Here is a 19,006-nt window from a genome sequence, read left to right as displayed (position 1 = left end):
TCCCTGGGCCGTCGACCTTAATGCGATCGTGGCCAGTCTGCGCCCGCGACGGCCGCCGAAGTAGCCAACTTACTGGCCAATGTGTACCGATCGGCGTTTGTCGAATGGAGCCGGGAATGGGCGGCGCCCCGCGACTTCAGCGCGGGGCCGACCGCGGCTGCGAGGCGACAGCGTTCGACCGAAACCACAGCTCAGCAGGCATGTGGGGGCCGCCCGGCGCAGGGCGGATGACGGAATGGAATGCGCCGGTCACGCAGCGGTGAAACGCCGGGAAACGACCTGTCCCGACCCGTCGAATGGAGCGGTCGACGAGCCGCTCGGCGGCATTCCGGCGACGACCGGCCGACCCGCCGACGATGCCCGGTGCGCCCATCACCACTCCTTCGGCCGCCGCCGCGTCCAGCTGTCCCATCGCACTCTGACGGACCGGCGGACTACGGCCCCGCCGGCGGGGCCCAGCGGACGCCGTACGCCATGCCCTGGCGCAGGTTGGCGAAGGTCTGCCGGACCGCGCCGCGGGCGTCGGGCGCGAGCCGCCCCGGCTGTTCCGGCGCGTGGTCCAGCGCCCGCGGCACCACCCCGTCGATCAGCCACACCCCGCCGGGCGGCCGCGCGGTGTCGAAGCAGACCTCCAGCTCGAAACGCTCACACGGCACCAGCGGCTGGAACACGTAGTACGGGCGCATGCGCTGCCCGGCCGGGATGTCGAAGACCAGGCCGTACTCGTACGTGTCACCGAGCCGCAGGCCCCGCGACAGCCGCAGGGTGAACTCGAAGTCCTCGGGCGAGCTGCGCTGTGCGCGCACGATCACGCCGCCCAGCTCCACGCTCACCCGCAGGTCGCCCGCTGCCGCGCCGGGATCCGGCCGGGGCACGGTCATCCGGACGGTGATCTCCTCCAGCCGGTCGGCGGTCACCACGATCAGGCGCCGCTCGTGCAGCCGGGGGCTCGGCGTGTCCAGCCGCATGCGCGCCCGCAGGGTGCGCACCACGAAACCGTCGGCGTCGCAGCGGGTGTCCGGCATCACCCGGCCGTGCTCCTCCTCGGCGATCGCGGCGACCAGCTCCCGCAACGCCAGGTCCATCCGCCGGCGCGCGGTCCGCGGCTCGAAGTTGCGCAGCTCCGCCAGGTACGCCTCGCGGTCCTTGAGCAGCCGCTGGTCCGCGCCATGGTGCAGGGCGAGCGCCACCAGCAGCGCGGTGCGCAGCTCGGCGTCGCGCAGCAGCCGCTCGATCCGCGCCCTGGTCCGGCGGCGGACCACCGGCGGGCCGTCGCCGTCCTCGATGCCGAAGGCGGCCCTGGTCTGCGGGCCGAGCCGCGCGCACAGGTCGGGGTCGCGCATGGCACGGCCCTTGCGCAGCCGAGCCAGCTCGGCGGCGAGCAGTGTGCTGTCGATCCGCATCGCAGGCTCCGGATCCGGCACCCGCAGGCGCCCCTGTCCACCATCGCGCACGTCCGGTCCACTATAGACAGCCGTCCACCGGCGTCTATCCGTGCGCGCACCCGTCCGGGTGACGACCGGCGCCGTCCGGGCCTGTCCGGTGCCCGGGCCGGGTCCTTCTGCGCGGCGTCCGCCGGCGGCTCTCCTTTCTGCGTACCCCGGCCGGGTCGCCCGGCCGGAAGCCCGCAGGGAAGGGAGGTGACCCGCCATGGAGTCGCACTGCGTCGCCGGTTGGGGCTGGCTGCTCAGCAAGGTGCTGTCCGCGTTCTACGTCTCGTGCTGAGCGTGCGGGCCGGCTGAGGCCGGCGCACGCGCGGCGGGAGGCGCGCGCGAGCCTCCCGCGGCACGGGACATTGACGGCGACCGCGGCGCCCGGTTGGCTTGACCGGTGCGTCCCGACGACGAAGGGCGGCCTGCAGTGACCAGCGACCCGCGGGCCGACGCCGCTGCGGACCCCCGTCGCATCGCCACCAAGGCCGACTTCGCGCGCGAGCTCACCCTCGCCAAGGAGCAGGCCGGCGTCACGGTACGCGAGATCGCCGCGGCGGTGCGGGCGCCCGCCAGCACGGTCGGCGGCTACCTGAGCGGCAAGCACCTGCCCGCGCTGCGCCCGGCCGACCAGTTCCCGAGGATCCTCGCCGCCTGCGGCGTCACCGACGAGGCCACCGTGCAGGCGTGGTGGCGGGCCCTGCGGCGCGCCCGCCGCGCCGTCGGCGACCACAGCTCGCCCGGCTCCTTCCCCGAGCCCCCCGCTCCCCCGGACGACCGGCCCGCCACCGTGCCCGCCGTCGCCCCGGCAAGCGTCCCGCGGGGCGGCCACCGGCTGCTCGTGTCCACCCGCCCGCCGGTCGACCGGCTCGGCCAGACCCCCGCCGTGCGCGGGCGCGACGAGGTGACGACCCGCCTCGCCGGCGCCCTCGACGCGCTGGGCGACCCGGCCGCGCGGGCCGCGCCCAGCGCCTTCGTCCTGCACGGACTCGGCGGCGCGGGCAAGAGCACCGTCGCGCTGACCGCCGCCCGGCTCGCCGCCGAGAAGGGCGTGCAGGCCTGGTGGGTGTCCGGCACGGACGCCGACACCGTCATGGCCGGGATGCAGGCGCTGTCCGCCGAGCTGGGCGCCGACCCCGACCAGATCCGCACCGGCAGCGCACCCGACCTGGTGTGGCGGCTGCTGGAGGCGTACCCGGACCCGTGGCTGCTGGTCATCGACGACGCCGACGACCCGCCGGCGACGCTGGCCCTGCCGGGAACCGCGGTGACCGACGGCAACGGCTGGCTGCGCGCGGTGCGCGGCGGGCGTGGCCTGGTGCTGGTCACCACCCGCGACGGCACCGCCGGCACCTGGGGCGACCCGCCGCCGGCCTGGCTGCGCACGATCGCCGTGCGGCCGCTCGACGCCGACGACGCGGCCCGGCTGCTGTTCGACCTCGCCGGCGAGCGGGCCGGCTCCCCGCAGGAGGCGCGCGCCCTCGCCGTACGGCTGGGCGGGCTGCCGCTCGCGCTGTGCCTGGCCGGCCGGCACGTGGCCGACGTCGCCGCGATCCCGGCCGCGTTCGCCGGCCCGCACGCCGCGCGCACCTTCGGCGACTACCGGCGCGCGCTGGAGCAGGGGCGGCACGCCGAGGTGCTGGCCCGCACCGCGACCCCGGCCGACCGGGCCGCCGGGGAGGCCGTCGGCGACCCCTGGGAGCTGTCGCTGGACCTGCTCGCCGGCCGGGGCCTGCCGCTGGCCCGGCCGCTGCTGCGGCTGCTGTCCTGCCTGGGGTCCGGTCCGGTGGCCTGCGGCCTCGTCCTGCGCCCGGACATCATGTCGGCGTCCCCGCTGTTCGGGCCGGTGTCCGGGCGGCTGATCTGGGAGACCCTGCAGGCGCTCGCGGGCCTCGGCATCGTCGAACCGGCCGGGGCGAGCTCGCCCGACGCCGGGCCGACCGACGTCGTCGCCGTGCACCAGCTGGTCCGGGAGATGTCACGGCGCAGCCCGGACGTGCGCGAGCGGCTCGACGGCTACCTCACCCTGGTGACCGACCTGGTCGCCGCGGCGGCGGCCGGGCTCGACCCCCGCGACCCGGACACCTGGGCGCGCTGGCGGGCGCTGGTCGACCACACCGCCGCCCCGCTGGACCTGGTGCTCGACTTCGGGGTGAGCCCGCGCGCGGTGCCGCCCGGCGTGCTCACCGCGGCGACCCTGTCCGCGCGCTACCTGCGTGCCTCCGGCGAGCCGGGCCGCGCCGAGGCGGCGTACGCCCGGCTGGTCCGGCTCGGGGAGGCCGCCCTGGGCGGCGACGACCCGCGGGTGCTGGAGGCGCGCCACGACCTCAGCCGCGTCTGGTACGACCTGGGCCGGCTCGGTGACGCCGTCCGCGGCTTCCGGGCCGTGCTGCGGTCCCGGTCGCGGACCCTCGGCCCGGCCCACCCCGACACCCTGACCACGCAGCACTACCTGGCCCGCGCGCTGCGGGACGCGGGGCGGCTCGACAGCGCCTGGCGGCTGTTCCGCAGGACGCAGGACGCCCGCCGCGCGGTGCTCGGCGAGGACCATCCGGACACGCTCACCAGCCGGAACAACTCGGCCGACGCGCTGCGGGCGCTGGGCCGCCTCGACCGGGCCGCCGCGGAGCTGGCGGGCGTGCTGGCGGCCCGGATCCGGGTGCTGGGCGCCGAGCATCCGGCGACCCTGGTCACCCGGTATCACCTCGCCCGGCTCGCGCACGACCGCGACGACCTGGCCGGGGCGCGGGCCGCGCTCGAGTCGCTCGTCGGGACGTACACCCGGGTGCTCGGGCCGGAGCATCCCCGTACGCTGCTCAGCCGCCAGGCGCTGATCGACGTCCGGCATGACGCGGGCGAGCCGGACGCCGCCCTGCGCGACGCGCGCGAGCTGCTGGCACAGCGGCGGGCGCTGCTCGGCGACCGGCACCCCGCGGTGCTGGTGACCCGGCACCGGATCGGGCTGCTGCTGGTGGACCTCGCCCGGCACGCCGAAGCCGAGGCCGAGCTGGCCGCCGTCCTGGCCGACCGGCGGCTGGTGCTGGGCCGGGCCCACCCGGACACGCTGCTCGTGCGCGAGGCGCTCGACGCCGTCCGGACCCGGCGGGGCTGAGGGCTCACGAGCCCTTGCCGAGCCGGACGGTGACCTCCTGCCCCCGGAGCGCGTCGAGCCGCCCGGACGCCGGCAGGGCGACCCGCAGCTGCCGGGCCAGCTCCGTGCCGTGCAGGTCGTACGCGCTCTCGATGAGGTCGGCGCGGTAGGCCAGGCAGCGCCGCCCGGCCGCCCAGGACCAGGCCGCGAGCGCGACGGCCACCCCGAGCACGGGCCACCGGAGCAGGCCGAGCAGCCCGAACAGCGCCGCCCAGCCGCCCCAGACGCAGGCCGCGTGCCAGCCCGCCGCGGCCGCCCGCAGCTCCGCCCGGACCGGCTCCGGGACCAGCAGCCACAACCGCGGCCAGGTCACCGCGACGGCCAGGCCGTACGCACCACGTATCCGGTCGTCGAGGCGGGCCCACCGGTCCGCCGCCCAGGTCGCCGCGATCGGCCGTTGCGGCGAGACCGCCCAGCGGCGCCGGGCGTGGCGCGCGGCCGACCGGGCAGCGTCTGAGTGGGCCTGCTCACCGGCGGTGTCGGGTTCGGCGGCACGGGCGAGCCGGTCGAGCCGGTCCCAGCGCCGTTGCCGGGCCCTGACCAGCCACGCCGCCACCCGGTCCCCCCGCGCCAGCCGCACCCGCTCGACCACCGTGCCCAGCGCGGAGGCCGCGAACCCGGCCGCGCCCCAGGCGGCCAGCCCGCCGAGCAGCGTCCACATCGGCCGGGGCAGCGCGCCGGGCAGCCCGTCCGGCAGCCACCGCCCGCCCGTGACCGCCTGGAGCACGAGCACCCAGACGGCCCCCGCGGGCGGGAACAGCCGGCGCCAGCCGCCCGGCGACACCTCCCACGTCTCGTATCCGGTCACCCCGGCGGCTCCACGACCAGGTTCATCTCGCCGTACTGCACGAAGCAGACCGGCGTCTCGCCGCGCGGGCCGCGCCCCTCCACCCGGGCGCACGGCGAGCCGAGCGGGCAGTGGAACGACTCGTGTCCGGCCGGCCCGCCGCCGGCCAGTCCCGGCAGAGGTCCGCGCCTGTCCTCGTGCCCGATCGCCGCCATCAGCGCCTCGTACGCCGCCCGGACGTCGTCGCCGAGCCGGGCCCGGTCCACCAGCCGCCGGAACTGCTCGCCCCGCCCGGCGGCGTCGGCCTTGCGCCGCTTCACCAGCATGTTCCGGCACAGGTCGCCGAGGCCGGTGTCGGCGGGACCGGGACGGGAGGGCAGCCCGCCCACCGGTCCGTCCGGCGGGGACGCCGGCCTGTGGTCGAGGGCCGCCGACCCGAGATGCCCGCGCGCCGCGCGCGCCGCCAGGCGCAGGAACCACTCGGGGTCGGACGTGCTCCGCCGGGCCGCGAACAGCAGCGCCACCGCGAGCACCGACAGCGGCCGGATCCGCCGCCACTCGCCGCCGAAGCCCGACTGCCCGATCCACCGCAGCTCCGCCTCGCCGACCCGGCGGATCAGGTCGGTCAGCCACGGCGGCAGCATGCTCCAGCGCACGTTCGCGGGCGGCTCGGTGAACGCGTCGAGCAGGATGCGCCGCTGCGGGCCGCCCAGCTCGTCGAGGGTGCGGTTGACGACCGACAGGACCAGGTACAGCGGGTCCTGGGTCAGCGGCGCGTCGGCCCGGTAGCGCGCCAGGTCGATCAGCACGAACCGCTTGCGGTCCTCGCTGACCAGGATGTTCTCGGTGTGCAGGTCGCCGTGTCCCCGGCCGAGCAGAGCCAGCACCAGGCCGTCGAGCTCGGGGGGCAGCCCGGTGGCGAACCGGAACGGGTTGGGCAGCGCGGCGGGCTCGTCCGGCAGCAGCACGGTCGGGCCGGGCCAGCGGTGGGAGAGCTCGTACAGCGCCCGCCCGGGCTCCATCCGGTCGTCGAGGTGGCGGCGGACGAACTCCGACGCCGTCAGCCGCGCCAGCACCGGCCGGCGGGCCCACTCGGCGAGCACGGTGTGCGCCACGTCCACGCACACGTCGGTGACGGCCTCCCGGGGGCAGCCGACCGGCTCCACGGTCAGCCCCGAGATCACGGCCCCCTCCTCGCCCGCCAGCAGCGAGGTGAGCACGTGGAACGGCTCCGGGCCGCCGCCGACGACCTCCTGGAAGGTGATCCAGGCGGCGCCGCCGGCGTGCACGGGCTCGTGCGCCGGGGTGCCCAGGTGCGCGTCGCGGAAGCCGTCCGGCGCCTCCTCCCGCGCGGCGACCTGGCGAGCGTGCTCGGCCGTGTCGGCCGCGTCCGCGTCGACCGCGTCGTGCTTGAGGATCAGCTTGCGGGCCGTCCCGTCGTGCCGCAGCTCGTACACCTCCGCCACGGTGGCGCCGGAGCGCCCGTTCACCAGCGTGCGCTCGTGGACGAGGCGGACCCGCATCAGCCGCGCCCAGGTCGCCAGCGCGGCGGCCGCGGCCGGGCCGAGCAGGGCCGTCAGCACCGGATCGACCGGTTCACCGGGATGCATCACTGGCCCGCCCTCCGCGTCGGCTTCCATCACCTGCAGATTGACGGACAGCCGGCGCCGCCCCGGTGTCCGTCGTTGTCGGACAGTTGATTTCCGCACGTCGCCGCATGGCACAGACTGCGTCGGGACGACTACTTCCAGCGAGAGGGATCCTGATGAGACTCCGCGCCATCCTGTGTGCGGGAGTGCTGGTCGCCACCGGCACCGCCGTCACCGTCGAGCCGGCCGTCGCGGCGCCCGGCGACCTCGCCGCCGCCGTCCACCTCGACCTCGCGCCCGCCGCGCGGGTGCACCCGTCGCGCGGGCTGACGCCGCAGACCTTCCAGATCCTCAAGGGCAGCGGCCTGCCGCCGGACACCGAGGTGCGCATCGTGCAGTGCGACCAGCCGTCGTACGAGGTCGACGGCGACGTCCTCGGCTGCCCGGCCGCGCGGACCGTCCGGTCCACCCCGGACGGCACGGTGAACGAGCAGGTCTACCCGAGCGACCCGGTCTACCGCAGCCTCGAGTACGGCGACCCGGTGCCGGTCTACTGCCGCGCCGACATCTGCCGCTACCACCTGGAGTGGCGCGACCCGGCCACCGGCGAGCTGCGCTCGGTGGCCGGCAACCTGATGTACTTCACCGGCTCCCCGGCGACCATCGCCGTGTCGCCGGCCACCGGCCTGACCGACGGCCAGATGGTGACGGTGACCGGCACGGCGAAGGGCTCCCGCGGCCGCTACGTGACCATCAGCCAGGCCAGCTGCTTCCAGCTGGTGCAGGGCAGCGGCTGCACCGGGCAGCTGCCGCTGGCGTCGGTGCGGCTGCGGGCCGACGGGACGTTCAGGGTCCGGGTGCCGGTCTACCGCTACCTCGCCGACCTGCAGGACTGCGTGGGGGCGTTCTACGGCTGCCGGCTGGTCGTGACGGTCCTCGATCCCGACGGGCGCCCGGACGACTCGTTCGGCGTGAGCGCCCTCGGCGACGCGGGCGCCCACCTCGAGCTGGTGTCCTGATCCCCCGCGGGCGGGCTCAGGCGTTGCAGAGGCGCTGGTGGGCGTACTCGTTGGCGGCGGCGCCGCAGCGGTACGGCGTACCCATGATCTGGCGCAGGTGCTCGGTGAGCGGCACCAGCTCGATGACGCCGGGGGCGAACACGCGCAGCCGGTAGCCGTCCCCGGCCACGGGCAGCCCCTCCAGGCTGTCGGGCACCACGGTGGCGCCGCTGTCGTCGGTGTACCGGAAACCGGTGTAGACCAGCTCGGGGGTGCCCTTGCTCAGGTCCAGCCGCAGCGTCGCGTGCGAGGTGCAGTTCACTCCCGCGGACAGGCCCCGGCAGGGACCGAGCCGGATGATCTCGGTGGCGCCGCCGGGCGCGACGGTGAGCTCCGAGCCGTGCGCGAGCCAGGTGCCCACGTAGGGCGCGATCACGGACGGCACCGCGGCCGGGGTGGGGGTCGGCGCGAGCACCGGCGCGCCGCCGCCCCGCCCGGAGCCGTACGGCGCGGCCGTGGCGGCCCCGCGCTCCGGTGCGGGGGTGGCGATCCGGGACGGGCCGTCCGGTGCGGCTTCCGTCCTGCGCTGCGTGGGCGGGCCCTCGCGGCCCGGGTCGGGCGCCAGGGCCGGTGCGCGCGGCGGGGTGCCGGTGACCGGGGTGCCCAGCACGGGGCTCGGCGCGACCTCGACCGCCGCCCCGGCCGTCACGATGCCGAACACGCCCCGCCCGACCTCGATCACGCCCACCGCCAGCACCACGGAGGCCGCGATGATCAGTGGATAACCCCGTTTCACCGCGCCTCCCCCGACGTAGGACCGAGCCTGCCTTGCGGCATTTGACCCTATTTCATCCTCGCCGATCGCGGCCCGGAAACACGAAGATCGCCGCCTTCGGCCGGAATCCGCGGTGCGACGCGCGGACGACGGCCGAGGACGGCGATCGTGGAGATGCTCAGCGGACGCCGCGGAGGAAGTTCCAGGCGTCGACCACCCAGCCGATGCTGCTCAGGTAGGAGATGCCGGCGGCGACCAGGAAGACGCCGATGAAGGCGTGCGACAGCCAGGCGCTGCGCCGCGTCCGGCCCATGATCTTCTCCAGCACCACGCTGCCGACCAGCCGGCTCAGCGCGAACAGGCCCACCCCGACCAGCAGGATCAGGAAAAGGGCCAGCGTCGCCACGCCGTGGTCGCCGTCGCCGGCCGAGGCCGCCCACAGACCCCAGCAGACGAGCAGGAAGATCGCGCCCGCCACGCTCCAGCGGCCGCCCGCCTTGAGCTGGCGCATGCGCACGCCCAGCGGCACGTCCGGCCGCTTGAGCTGGCCCGACGTGACGATCTGGCCCGGCACCAGCGTCGGCTCGAAGGAGACGGTCTGCTCCACCTGACGCTGGGCGGGCACGGCGGCCTTGCCCGTCTTGAAGTCGGTCTGACCGGCCCTCGGCTGCTGGGTGTGCAGCGTCTCGGTCGGGATCTCCTGCGTACGGTCCAGGCGTAGCTCGTGTGTCGGCTCGGTCCCCTCAGTCACGCCGCACATGCTAGTCGGCGCGCACGACACCGCCAGCCGAGTATCGCGGCGCTCACGTGCGCTCGGTTAGCCTGGCGGGATGCAGGAGTACGAGCGACGTCGGCACCGTGGCCGCTCCGACGACGATGACGACCACGATCTCGAACGCGGCCTGCGCGGCCTGATCGGGCCCGGTGCGTCGCAGATCAGCCTGTCCGCGGCGCTGCGGGCGCGCGACGCCGCCCGGCCCACGGCCGATGACCTCGCCCGCGCCGAGGCCGAGCTGGAGATCGTCCGCCGCGGGTGGGTGCCGCGGGATCCGCTGCGCTGACGCAGTCGGAAAGCCGTCAGTTCGGCAGCGGCGGCAGCTCGCCGGTCTTCTCGAACAGGGCGACCTGCTCGATGCGCCGCGCGTGCCGGTCGGCCTGCGAGAACGGGGTGCTCAGGAACGCCTCGACGATCGCGGTGGCCTCCTCCAGCGAGTGCTGGCGGGCGCCGATGCCGACGACGTTGGCGTCGTTGTGCTGGCGCGACAGCGTGGCCGTGTCGATGTTCCAGGCCAGCGCGGCGCGCACGCCCGCGACCTTGTTGGCGGCGATCTGCTCGCCGTTGCCGGAGCCGCCGATCACGACGCCCAGGCTGCCCGGGTCGGTGACCACGCGCTGCCCGGCGTGCAGGCAGAACGAGGGGTAGTCGTCCTCGGCGTCGTAGTCGTGCGCGCCGACGTCGACCACGTCGTACCCCTTGGCCTGCAGGGCGGTGAGCAGGTGGGCCTTCAGCTCGAAGCCGGCGTGGTCCGCCGCTAGATAAACGCGCATGGTCAAAGTCTGCCAGCCGCCCGGCCGCCGCCCACCCCCAGGTCTCATGATCGGAGCCCCGGCCGCGCCGTCGGAACGGAGTGGCCGGGGCTCAGGTCACGCGGGCGGAACGTCAGGGCAGCTGCGCCACGACCAGGCCCGCGCGGGCCTTCGGGGTGAACCAGGTGCTCTTGCGCGGCATCTTCTGGCGGGCCAGGTTGACCTCGACGAAGTCGTCCACGGTGACCGGCGCGATCAGCACCGCGAGCGCGGCGCGCCCGGCGTCGACCTCACCGGTCAGCCAGGAGGCGGGATAGTCGCCGCCGACGTAGGTGATCCGCTTGTCGCCGGGCTCCAGGTCCAGGGCCTCGCCGAACAGCACCCGCTCCACCAGCGCGTGGTCGATGTTGTCCACCACCGACCCGGCCGGGTCACGCGGGAGGGTGACCGCGTAGGCACGGCCGTCGGCGTACAGGTGGATCACGCCGCCGGTGGCGGGGACCTCGGCGCTGCCCGCACCGACCTGGGCACCGGCCTTCTCCAGCCGGCTCAGCAGCTCCTCGACGGTGACGTCGAGGGTGTGCACCAGGCGGTTGTAGGGCTGGATCGCCACCGACGCCGGGGTGGTCACCACGGCGAGGAAGCGCTCGTAGCCGCCGGTCTGCGCGGCCAGGCTGCGGTGGTTGCCGTCGGCGACCACCAGCTCGCCGCCGCCGGCCAGCGCGCGCAGGGCGTCGGCCTGCGGCCCCGCGGGCAGCGGCCAGATCGCGTGGGTGCGGCCCGACGGGTCCACGTCGGTCGCGGCGGGCTCGCCCGCGTGCACGACCGCCTCGGCCAGCGCCGCGTGCAGCTCGTCGCCGCGGCCGGTCTGCAGCAGCAGCACCGGCGACAGCAGGTGACCCAGCGCCTGGGCCAGTGCCACGCGCTCGCGCACCTTCTCGATGAACACGTCCTCGTTGCGGATCACCAGGCCGGGCTCGTCGGCGCTGGTGGAGATCTGGTCGGTGTCGACCATGCACCACAGGCCGTACGCGGCGGCGCCGTCGGGGGCGGTGATGGCGTAGAGCACCACCACGTCCTCGGCGGACCGGTAGGCCCCGGCGTCCTTGGCCGAGGCCAGCCGCGCCACCGCGTCGGGCAGGCTGTCGGCGAACGACTTGCCCAGGCTGTCCGGCGCCCGGTGCGGCATCTCGACGGCGAGCGCGCTACGCGGGTTGAGGGCGATGATCTCGGTGATCTCGGCGTCGTCGGCGAACTCGTCGTAGTTCTGCGCGCCGGTGGCCCCGGTGGTCAGCCAGGCCGTGTGAATCGGGTGTGCGACTGTCACGCCTGCTCACGCTACCGCCGTCCACCGGCTGGGACGCCGTGCCCCCGCGCGGCGCGCTCAGATCCGGTGGCCGACTCCGAAGCCGGCGGGCGAGGAGCCGACCACGACGGGCTCGGCGAGGAACGCGGCGATCTCGGCGGGCAGGTTCGGCTGCCACGTCGCCCACCTGCTCTCCTCCACGCTGACGTACGAGGTGCCCAGGCTCTCCGCGACGGCCTGGGCCGGTGCGGTCAGGCGCCAGGGGTCCGCGGCGACGTCCGCCATGTCTTGTCTCCCGACTCGTCGGTGAAGCGGTATGTGGTCCACTTCACCAACGACCGGGAGCGCGCACGGGTGCACCGCGTCACACGGCGGGGGTCACTCGAAGATCGGGCCGAGGTCGCGGGAGCGCTTGAGCTCGTAGAAGCCGGGGGTCCCGGCGACCAGCAGCACGCCGTCGTAGAGCCGGCCCGCGTCCTCGCCCTTGGGCGCCGGGGTCACCACCGGGCCGAAGAACGCGATCGTGCGGCCCTCCGGGCCGGGCGCGTGGATGACCGGGGTGCCCACGTCGGTGCCGACCGGCTTCATGCCCGCGTTGTGGCTGGCGGTCAGCGCCTCGTCGAAGTCGGTCGAGGTGGCGGCGGCGGCCAGCGCCGGGTCGAGGCCCACGTCGGCCAGCGCGGCGGCGTGCAGCTCCGGGCCGATCTCCTGCTTGCCCAGGTGGATCCGGGTGCCGTACGCCGTGTAGAGGTCGCGCAGCACCTGCTCGCCGTACTTCTCGGCGGCGGCGATGCACACCCGCACCGGGCCCCAGCCCTTCTCCATCAGGGCGACATACTGCTCGGGCAGGTCGCGGCCGGCGTTCAGCACGGACAGGCTCATCACGTGGAACTCGACGTCCACCGGGCGGACCTTCTCGACCTCGAGCAGCCAGCGCGAGGTCATCCACGCCCACGGGCACAGCGGGTCGAACCACATACCGATGGTGGAAGTTTCAACTACAGCGGTCATGCGTGAAATCATGACGCGCTCTGTTCACCCGCGCGCGTGACCTTCCCCACGATCGCTCGCGGCAATGTGAAACAGTTACTTCGCGCCCACACCCCGGGTCGCGATGAAAGACTGCTACGGGCAGCCCGAGACTGCCCTGGCATGCTGCTCAAGACCGCAGCCGACAGGAGTTACACGCCGTGACCGGTACGCGCAATCTGTTCCAGGCCGAGGCCGCCGAGAGGGCCCGGCTGCTGGACGTCCACTCGTACGACATCTCGCTGGACCTCACCGACGGTGCGGGCAACCCCGGAGACGGCACCTTCCGGTGCGTCACCACGGTGAGCTTCACCGCGTCCGAGCCGGGCGCGAGCACCTTCATCGAGGTCGCCGCGAGCAAGATCCTGCGTGCCGAGCTGAACGGCGCCGCGCTGGACACCGGCGCCTGGACCGCCGACACGGGCCTGGTGCTGCCCGGCCTCGCCGCGAACAACACGCTGGTCGTCGAGGCGGACTACCCGTACTCGCAGCAGGGCCAGGGCCTGCACCGCGCGGTCGACCCGGCGGACAAGGAGGTCTACCTCTACAGCCAGTTCGAGACCGCGGACGCGCAGAAGGTCTTCGCCTGCTTCGACCAGCCCGACCTCAAGTCGGTCTACACCTGGCACGCGACCGTCCCGAAGCACTGGAAGGTCGTCTCCAACGCGCCGATCGCCTCGGTCACCACCGAGGGGTACGGCAAGACCGTCCACTTCGAGCAGTCGGCGCGCATGTCCACCTACGTCACCGCGCTGTGCGCCGGGCCGTACCACGAGGTCCGCACCACTCACGACGGCGTCGACCTGGGCGTGTTCTGCCGGGCCTCGATGGCCGAGCACCTGGAGCCCGACGAGCTCTTCGAGATCACCAAGCAGGGCTTCGACTTCTTCCAGAGCCAGTTCGGCGTGCGCTACCCGCTGCCCAAGTACGACCAGCTGTGGGTGCCCGAGTTCAACGCCGGCGCGATGGAGAACTTCGGCTGCGTCACCCACGCCGATGCGTCGTACATCTTCCGCTCCGAGGTCACCGACTTCGAGCGCGAGCAGCGCGCCAACACGATCCTGCACGAGCTGGCCCACATGTGGTTCGGCGACCTGGTCACCATGCGCTGGTGGGACGACCTGTGGCTGAACGAGTCGTTCGCCGAGTGGGCCTCGCACTGGTGCAACGCCGAGGCCACCCGCTTCTCCGACGCCTGGACGACCTTCCTGTCGGTGCGCAAGAACTGGGGCTACGGCCAGGACCAGCTCTCCAGCACGCACCCGGTGTACTGCGAGATGACCGACGTCGACGCGGTCGAGGTCAACTTCGACGGCATCACGTACGCCAAGGGCGCCAGCGTGATCAAGCAGCTCGTGGCGTACGTCGGCATCGACGCGTTCGTCACCGGCCTGCGGTCGTACTTCAAGCAGCACGCGTGGGGCAACGCCACCTTCGGCGACCTGCTCTCCGCGCTGGAGGCCTCCTCCGGCCGGGAGCTGCGCGCCTTCGCCGCCGCCTGGCTGGAGACCGCCCAGGTCAACACGCTGCGCCCGGCCGTCGAGATCGGCCCGGACGGCACCTACCAGCGCGTCGCCGTGCTGCAGGAGGCGCCCGCCAGCCACCCGACGCTGCGCCCGCACCACCTCGCCATCGGCCTGTACGACCTGATCGACGGCAGCCTGGTGCGCCGCGAGCGGATCGAGACCGACGTGGCCGGCCCGGAGACGGTCATCGAGCAGCTCGGCGGCGTACGCGCCGCGGACGTGCTGCTGCTCAACGACGAGGACCTCACCTACGCCAAGCTGCGGCTGGACGACCGGTCGCTGGCCGTCGTGGTGGACAACCTCAGCGGGTTCGACTCCTCGCTGGCCCGCGCGCTGTGCTGGGCCGCCGCCTGGGACATGGTGCGCGACGCCGAGCTGGCCGCGCGGGACTACGTCGCCCTGGTCACCGGCGCGCTGCCCGGTGAGCGCGACATCAACCTGGTCACCGCCACGCTGCGCCAGGTGCAGCTGGTCCTCGGCCAGTACGCCGACCCGGCCTGGGCGCCGACCGGCTGGGGCCGCCTGGCCGACACCGCCCGCGCCGCGCTCGCCGTCGCCGAGCCCGGCAGCGGCTTCCAGCTCGCCTGGAGCCGCGCCTTCATCAACGCGGCGCGCACCGCCACCGACCTGGCCGTGCTGCGCGGCTGGCTCGACGGCACCGGCGTGCCGGAGGGCATCAGCATCGCCGGTGAGCTGCGCTGGCAGCTCGTGCAGGCGCTCGTCGCCAACGGTGCGCTGGAGCCCGAGGCGATCCAGGCCGAGCACGACGCCGACCGCACCGCCTCCGGCGACATCGGCGCCGCGCTCGCCTGGGCGCTGATCCCGACCCCGGAGAACAAGGCCGCGGTATGGGCCGAGCTCACCGGCTCGGCGACGCCGCCCAACTGGCGCAACCGGGCGCTGGTCCAGGGCTTCCAGCACACCGCCCAGGTCGCGCTGACCAAGCCGTACACCGGCCGGTTCTTCGCCGACGTGGCCGGGGTCTGGGCCGCCCGCGACAGCGAGCCGGCGCAGGAGTTCGTGGTGCTCGGGTACCCGGTGCTCGACGTGTCCGACGAGACCGTCGCCGCCGCCGGGTCCTGGCTGGCCGAGGAGGGCCACCCGGCCCCGCTGCGCCGCCTGATGGCCGAGGGCAACGACCGGGTCCTGCGCGCCCAGAAGGCCCGCGCCAAGGACGCCGCCTCCGCCTGAGTACGCACCAAGGGGGCCGGACGCACCCGCGTCCGGCCCCCTTGTCACGCACCGCGCGCACCGCCGCGCCGCACTGAGTTGCTAATAGACGTTGGCCTATCTGGATGACAAAAACAAGATCGAAGTCATCCAGATAGGCCAACGTCTATTAAAAAAACGGGTGGTGCAGACGCGCACCGGTCAGGAGGGCTTGCCCGCCAGGCCGGTGAGCTGGGCGAGGCCGCTGACGATGCCGCCGGCCAGGTCGCCGCCGCCGAAGGCCGCCGCCATGGACAGCGCGGCGAGCTTGCAGTCCCGGTCGGACAGGCGCTTGCGGGCCTGCGAGCCGGTGACGATCTCCAGCTGGCGCTGCTCCGGCGCGACGGCGAGCAGCACCGAGTTCGCCGGGTGGGCGAGCCGGGCGTGCAGCTTCTCCGCGCCCTCGCGGATCGGCTCGCTGATGTCGCCGACGTACACGCTGAAGGTGAAACCGGTGGCCCGGTCGGCCTTGCTCAGCGCGTCGTCGAGCCGCAGCAGCTGACGGGTCGTGAACGGCCCGTCGAGCACCTCGTGCACCGCCACGTCGTGGCTGTCGTGCACCGCGAGGTCGTGCGTGTCGCGCACCTCCACGAGGTGGCCGTCGTGCTTGTCACCAGCGGTCACTTGCGCCCCCTGTCACGTCCACGACCGGCGACGCGTCGCCGGCCGCGACCAGCTCCGCGCGGGCGGCGGCGTCGAGCGCCGCGTGCCCGTCGGGGCCGTCGGCTTCGGGCCGGGCGAGGAACCACACCGGCTTGAACTCGTACGGCCGGCCGGGCCGGTAGCGCTTGGCGTTGCGGCCGCCGGCCGCGTAGACCCATGCGAAGACGATCGCGATCACCGCGAGCGGGATGCCCGCGTAAATCAGCAGATCGGGTAGATCTGGCGTGGACACCGTGAAGCCCTCCGGCTCTCGTCCGATCCTGAACATCTCAACGCTAGCGGAGTGAGCGCCGTCACCTGCCCAGGGGTGGTCAAATGCCCGGCTCAATCACCGAGCCGGCCGAGCTCGGCGAGCACCGCCCGCCACGCGGACGACAGCGGGTCGATGACCGCGAAGTGGGCCGCGCCGGGCACCGCGACGAGCCGGCTGCCGGGGTGCGCGGCGGCGTACGACTCGGCGACGGCGATCGGCACGATCTCGTCCAGCAGGCCGTGGAGCAGCACCGTCGTGCTCGCCGGGGCGGGCAGCAGGGCCGGATCCAGATCCGGGTGGATCGATGCGTCGTCGCCCAGGAAGTCGGGCACCGCCCCGCCGTCGAGCCCCAGTTCCTGGGCCAGCCGGAGGTCCGCGACCGGCGCCAGGGCGAGCGTGCCGGCCAGCCGCGCCGCCGGGGCCGCGCTCGCCGCCCACAGTGCCAGGTGCCCGCCGGCCGAATGACCTACCACGATCACGCGGCCGTCGTATCCGCCCAGCTCACCGGGGATGACCGCGAGCGCCTCGGCGACGTCGCGCACGGTGTGGCCGGGCCGGCCGGGCTCGCGACGGTACTCGATCGAGCACACCGTCCAGCCCGCGTCGCGGATCGCGGCCGCCATCGGGCGGGTGTGGGCACGGTCATAGTCCGGCCGCCAGAACCCGCCGTGCACGATCACGACCAGCGGCCGGTCCGCGGCCCGCGCGTCGCCGTGCCAGGCGTCGGCGACGTGATCGTGCAGCCGGCCGTAGCGGAGCTCGGCGTCGGGGCCGGTGGCGGCACGGGAGAGCACCGAGCGGTCCTCCGTCACGCGCTCCTCCCCAGGAACGTCAGGGCGTTGCCGCCGAGCAGCCTGGCCCGCTGGTCGTCGGTGAGGAAGTCGGACTTGCGCACCACCGCGCCGACCGGGCGCTCGCCCAGCGGGTAGGGGTAGTCGCTGCCGAGCAGCACGCGCTCCTCGCCCATGGTGTCCACCAGCAGCCGCAGCGCGGCCGGGTCGAACACCACCGTGTCCACGTAGAAGCGGTGCGTGTAGTGGCTCGGCGGCAGCGCGGACTGCCCGCGTACCACGTCGCCGCGCCGGTGCCAGGCGTTGTCGGCGCGGCCCAGCCAGAACGGGAAGCTGCCGCCGCCGTGCGCGAAGCACAGCCGCAGCGTCTCGGGCACCTGGTCGAACACCCCGCCCAGGATCATCGACAGCACCGACAGGTGGGTCTCGGCGGGCATCCCGGTCAGCCAGCGGGCCATCCACCGGTCCAGGCGCGGGCCGGTCGGCATGTCCCACGGGTGTACGAACACCGGGGCGCCCACCTGCGCGCAGTGCTGCAGGAACTGCACGATGCCCGCGTCGTCCAGGTCGCGGTCGCCGACGTGGTTGCCGATCTCGACGCCCGCGTGCCCGTTGGCCAGGCAGCGGTCCAGCTCGGCGCAGGCCAGGTCCGGGTCCTGCAGCGGCACCTGGCAGAACGGCACCAGCCGGTCGCCGCCGTCCGCGCAGACCTCCAGGGCCAGGTCGTTGAAGATCCGGGCCACCTTCATGGCCTGCGCGGCCGGGCGCTCGTACGAGAAGAACACCGGGGTGGGCGAGACGACCTGCACGTCCACCCCGTCGTCGGCCATGTCGGCCAGGCGGGTGGGCGCGTCCCAGCACTGGGCACCGATGGGGCGGAACTCGGTCTCCCCCACCATGATCATTGCTTCGCGCTCGGAGTCCACGCGCAGCCAGGGCCAGCCGTCGCCGCCGCACTCGGTCGACAGCTCCGGCCAGCCCTTCGGCACGACGTGGGTGTGCACGTCGACGACGGGCGCCATCAGCCCTTGCCCGGGTGCAGCGTGCCGCAGTTGCCGCAGGTGCGCGCCTGCTCGTCGCCGTAGAACGCGGCGAACACCGGCGGCAGGTCGGCGACGATGTCGCGCACCTGCAGCTCCACCTCGTGCACGATCTCGTGGCAGCTCGGGCAGTACCAGCGGAACTTCTCCAGCGTGCCCTCCTCGCGCACCCGCTCCATGACCAGGCCGATCGAGCCGGCCTCGCGCTGCGGCGAGTGCGGGGTGAGCCGGGGCAGCATCCACATGCCGCCCTCGGGCACGGTGATGGTCCGCGGGCCGTCCGGCGTCATCAGGTTGATCCGCAGCGTGCCCTTGATCTGGTAGAAGAACTCCTCGTACGGGTCCACGTGGAAGTCCGTGCGCTGGTTCGGGCCGCCGACCACCATGACGATGAAGTCGTCGCCGGTGGGGAACATCTGCTTGTTGCCGACCGGCGGCTTGAGCAGATGCTGGTTCTCCTCGATCCAGCCGGGGAAATTCACCGGCTCGGTGATCTCGGTCATCACGACTCCTTCTCGGGCAGCAGTGCGACGGCTTGGATCTCGATCAGCAGGTGCGGGTGCGGGAGCTGGTGCACCGCGACCGTGGTGCGGGTGGGCCCGGTGGCGTCGAAGAACTCGCCGTACACCTCGTTGTACCCACCGAAGTCGTTCATGTTGACCAGGTACGTGGTGACCTGGACCAGGTCGGACAGGTCCGCGCCGACCGAGCGCAGGATGTCGCCGATGTTCTCGATCACGGCCCGGGTCTGCTCGCGGATGTCCAGGCTGGTCGTGCCCATCGCGTCGACCGACGCGCCCGCGATCGAGTTGTCCGGCCGCCGGCTCGACGTCCCGCTCACGAACGCGAACCCACCCGCGACCTTGACGTGCGGAAACCTCCCGCGCGGCGTGGCCTTGCCGGCCACCACCTTCGCCCCGCTCATGCCCGCG

The 19,006-nt window shown here is 74.2% G+C and carries 19 protein-coding genes; 4 read left to right on the top strand and 15 right to left on the bottom strand.

Annotated features, from left to right (window positions below; all coding sequences use genetic code 11):
* Positions 1-434: 434 nt before the first annotated feature.
* Complete coding sequence (locus tag AB0J67_RS08515; RefSeq protein ID WP_363478087.1) at positions 435-1,403, bottom strand: hypothetical protein; 969 nt, start codon at positions 1,401-1,403, stop codon at positions 435-437.
* Between the two features lie 457 nt (positions 1,404-1,860).
* Between AB0J67_RS08515 and AB0J67_RS08510 the strand changes: the two genes are divergently transcribed.
* Complete coding sequence (locus tag AB0J67_RS08510; RefSeq protein ID WP_363478084.1) at positions 1,861-4,542, top strand: tetratricopeptide repeat protein; 2,682 nt, start codon at positions 1,861-1,863, stop codon at positions 4,540-4,542.
* A gap of 4 nt (positions 4,543-4,546) precedes the next feature.
* Here AB0J67_RS08510 and AB0J67_RS08505 read toward each other — a convergent pair whose 3' ends face one another.
* Positions 4,547-5,389, bottom strand: coding sequence for a hypothetical protein (locus tag AB0J67_RS08505; RefSeq protein WP_363478081.1), 843 nt, complete (start codon positions 5,387-5,389; stop codon positions 4,547-4,549).
* Complete coding sequence (locus AB0J67_RS08500; RefSeq protein ID WP_363478078.1) at positions 5,386-6,978, bottom strand: hypothetical protein; 1,593 nt, start codon at positions 6,976-6,978, stop codon at positions 5,386-5,388. Before AB0J67_RS08500 ends, AB0J67_RS08505 begins: the two co-directional genes overlap by 4 nt.
* A 155-nt stretch (positions 6,979-7,133) precedes the next feature.
* Between AB0J67_RS08500 and AB0J67_RS08495 the strand changes: the two genes are divergently transcribed.
* On the top strand, positions 7,134-7,976 hold the full coding sequence (locus AB0J67_RS08495; protein ID WP_363478075.1) for a hypothetical protein: 843 nt from the start codon (positions 7,134-7,136) through the stop codon (positions 7,974-7,976).
* A 16-nt stretch (positions 7,977-7,992) separates the two neighbouring features.
* Here AB0J67_RS08495 and AB0J67_RS08490 read toward each other — a convergent pair whose 3' ends face one another.
* Entirely contained in the window at positions 7,993-8,751 is a 759-nt protein-coding gene (locus AB0J67_RS08490) for a hypothetical protein (RefSeq protein ID WP_363478072.1), read from the bottom strand.
* Between the two features lie 157 nt (positions 8,752-8,908).
* A complete protein-coding gene (locus AB0J67_RS08485) occupies positions 8,909-9,481 on the bottom strand; it encodes a hypothetical protein (RefSeq protein WP_363478069.1) in 573 nt (190 codons plus the stop codon).
* Positions 9,482-9,560: 79 nt separating this feature from the next.
* Between AB0J67_RS08485 and AB0J67_RS08480 the strand changes: the two genes are divergently transcribed.
* Positions 9,561-9,791: a hypothetical protein gene (locus AB0J67_RS08480; protein ID WP_144121103.1), complete on the top strand. Its 231-nt coding sequence runs from the start codon at positions 9,561-9,563 to the stop codon at positions 9,789-9,791.
* A 16-nt stretch (positions 9,792-9,807) separates the two neighbouring features.
* Here the strand turns inward: AB0J67_RS08480 and AB0J67_RS08475 are convergent, their stop codons facing one another.
* The 4 genes from AB0J67_RS08475 to AB0J67_RS08460 form a co-directional block, all read right to left on the bottom strand.
* Positions 9,808-10,278 carry a ribose-5-phosphate isomerase gene (locus AB0J67_RS08475; protein ID WP_363478066.1) on the bottom strand — a complete coding sequence of 157 codons (471 nt, stop codon included), beginning with the start codon at positions 10,276-10,278 and terminating at the stop codon, positions 9,808-9,810.
* A 112-nt stretch (positions 10,279-10,390) separates the two neighbouring features.
* Positions 10,391-11,584 carry a DUF1015 family protein gene (locus AB0J67_RS08470; protein ID WP_363478064.1) on the bottom strand — a complete coding sequence of 398 codons (1,194 nt, stop codon included), beginning with the start codon at positions 11,582-11,584 and terminating at the stop codon, positions 10,391-10,393.
* Positions 11,585-11,641: 57 nt separating this feature from the next.
* Positions 11,642-11,848, bottom strand: coding sequence for a hypothetical protein (locus tag AB0J67_RS08465; protein WP_363478061.1), 207 nt, complete (start codon positions 11,846-11,848; stop codon positions 11,642-11,644).
* A 93-nt stretch (positions 11,849-11,941) separates the two neighbouring features.
* Positions 11,942-12,574 carry a disulfide bond formation protein DsbA gene (locus AB0J67_RS08460; RefSeq protein WP_363478058.1) on the bottom strand — a complete coding sequence of 211 codons (633 nt, stop codon included), beginning with the start codon at positions 12,572-12,574 and terminating at the stop codon, positions 11,942-11,944.
* A gap of 179 nt (positions 12,575-12,753) precedes the next feature.
* On the opposite strand from AB0J67_RS08460, the gene pepN reads away from it, so the two are divergent.
* A complete protein-coding gene (gene pepN / locus AB0J67_RS08455) occupies positions 12,754-15,309 on the top strand; it encodes an aminopeptidase N (protein WP_363478055.1) in 2,556 nt (851 codons plus the stop codon).
* Between the two features lie 180 nt (positions 15,310-15,489).
* Here pepN and AB0J67_RS08450 read toward each other — a convergent pair whose 3' ends face one another.
* The 6 genes from AB0J67_RS08450 to AB0J67_RS08425 form a co-directional block, all read right to left on the bottom strand.
* Positions 15,490-15,888, bottom strand: coding sequence for a DUF5130 family protein (locus AB0J67_RS08450; RefSeq protein WP_363478151.1), 399 nt, complete (start codon positions 15,886-15,888; stop codon positions 15,490-15,492).
* A 49-nt stretch (positions 15,889-15,937) separates the two neighbouring features.
* On the bottom strand, positions 15,938-16,222 hold the full coding sequence (locus tag AB0J67_RS08445) for a hypothetical protein (RefSeq protein ID WP_363478052.1): 285 nt from the start codon (positions 16,220-16,222) through the stop codon (positions 15,938-15,940).
* 92 nt (positions 16,223-16,314) lie between these two features.
* On the bottom strand, positions 16,315-17,055 hold the full coding sequence (locus AB0J67_RS08440; RefSeq protein WP_363478049.1) for an alpha/beta hydrolase: 741 nt from the start codon (positions 17,053-17,055) through the stop codon (positions 16,315-16,317).
* A complete protein-coding gene (locus AB0J67_RS08435) occupies positions 17,052-18,059 on the bottom strand; it encodes an amidohydrolase family protein (protein WP_363478148.1) in 1,008 nt (335 codons plus the stop codon). The genes AB0J67_RS08440 and AB0J67_RS08435 overlap by 4 nt, the downstream gene beginning before the upstream one ends.
* On the bottom strand, positions 18,056-18,577 hold the full coding sequence (locus AB0J67_RS08430; protein ID WP_363478046.1) for a 3-hydroxyanthranilate 3,4-dioxygenase: 522 nt from the start codon (positions 18,575-18,577) through the stop codon (positions 18,056-18,058). Before AB0J67_RS08430 ends, AB0J67_RS08435 begins: the two co-directional genes overlap by 4 nt.
* Positions 18,577-18,999: a RidA family protein gene (locus AB0J67_RS08425; RefSeq protein WP_363478043.1), complete on the bottom strand. Its 423-nt coding sequence runs from the start codon at positions 18,997-18,999 to the stop codon at positions 18,577-18,579. Before AB0J67_RS08425 ends, AB0J67_RS08430 begins: the two co-directional genes overlap by 1 nt.
* Between the last annotated feature and the right edge of the window lie 7 nt (positions 19,000-19,006).

Origin of the sequence: Catellatospora sp. NPDC049609, from assembly GCF_040675365.1 — a bacterium.
Taxonomy (GTDB): domain Bacteria; phylum Actinomycetota; class Actinomycetes; order Mycobacteriales; family Micromonosporaceae; genus Catellatospora.
This window is presented reverse-complemented; position numbering and strand designations above follow the sequence as displayed.